1 protein-coding gene is annotated in these 1363 nt (G+C 43.3%); it reads left to right on the forward strand.

Going from position 1 to position 1363, the window contains the following annotated elements:
* Nucleotides 1-129: 129 nt before the first annotated feature.
* Nucleotides 130-1311 carry a transposase gene (locus tag QT987_RS29750; RefSeq protein ID WP_333247085.1) on the forward strand — a complete coding sequence of 394 codons (1182 nt, stop codon included), beginning with the start codon at nucleotides 130-132 and terminating at the stop codon, nucleotides 1309-1311.
* Nucleotides 1312-1363 lie beyond the last annotated feature (52 nt).

Here is a 1363-nt window from a genome sequence, read left to right on the forward strand (position 1 = left end):
TTACCGCAAAAGTGGGTCTAAAGCCCCGTCCTTCTAGGACGGCTTTAATTTCTACAATTTGTAAATAATTGTTAAATAGGTAGATTTTGTGGGTAAAAGTTGCAGTAAAAATAATGATAAACTATTCCCATGATAGTATTAGAGTTTAAGTTGAAAGGCAAAGCGGAGCAATATCGGATCATGGACGAAATGATTCGGACGGCTCAATTTGTCCGAAACAAAACTCTTAGACATTGGATAGACAATCAAGGAATTAAGCTGGTAGACCTATACAAACAGTGTGCCATTATGGCGAAAGAGTTTGAATGGGCAGGCAAGCTTAACTCGACGGCACGTCAAGCTTCGGCGGAGCGTGCCATTTTTGCTATAGGGCGTTTTTTTGCTAATTGCAAAGCAAAGAAACCAGGGAAAAAGGGATTCCCGCAGTTCAAAAAACACACTCGTTCCGTTGAGTACAAACAATCGGGTTGGTCACTTTCTGCCGACAAAAGATGTTTAACATTTAAAGACGGCTTCGCTGCTGGGAAGTTCAAGTTGGTTGGTAGTCGGGATTTGTATTTCTACGCGCCAAACGAGATTAAACGAATCAGAGTCGTGCGTCGTGCCGACGGATACTACGCTCAATTTTGTATCAATGTGGAACGGAAAGAGGAAGCTATTTCCACTGGTAAAGCCATTGGAATAGATGTCGGATTAAACCATTTTTATACTGATAGCGATGGCGAAACAGTTCCTAATCCTCGGTATCTCCGCAAAAGCGAAAAAGCTCTGAAGAGATCGCAGAAGCGAGTTTCTCGGAAAAAGAAAGGTTCTAAAAATCGAAAAAAAGCGATCAACAAGTTAGGAAGAAAACACCTGAAGGTCAGTCGACAGCGTAAAGACTTCGCCATTAAGACGGCGTTGTGCGCGGTGAAATCTAACGATTTTGTAGCCTACGAAGACCTTCAGGTGCGGAACATGGTTAAGAACCATAAACTCGCTAAATCAATTAGCGATGCTGCGTGGTCACAGTTTGCTCAATGGTTGGAATACTTTGGAAAAGTGTACGGCAAAACAGTTATTGCTGTTGCTCCTCAGTACACATCTCAGGAATGTTCACACTGTGGCAACCTGGTTAAAAAAACTCTGTCAACTCGAACCCATATTTGTGGTTGTGGTGTGGTGTTAGATCGCGACCATAATGCCGGAAAAAACATTTTGGCAAAGGGATTGAAGCAGGCAGGAATCAATTTAAATACGGTGGGGCACACCGAAATTTACGCTGGGGGACAGACCGATCTCTACTCGCTGATGGTAGCCAAACAGAGATAAGTTCGACTGGATGATCCAAGAATCCCTGCGCCTTTAGGCAAGGGAGTGTCAA

It is taken from the genome of Microcoleus sp. SVA1B4, assembly GCF_036700545.1.
Taxonomy (GTDB): Bacteria; Cyanobacteriota; Cyanobacteriia; order Cyanobacteriales; family Microcoleaceae; genus Microcoleus.

Excerpts from the sequence above, each read along its gene's own strand:
- QT987_RS29750 (WP_333247085.1), top strand. The coding sequence starts at position 130 with ATGATAGTATTAGAGTTTAAGTTGAAAGGCAAAGCGGAGCAATATCGG.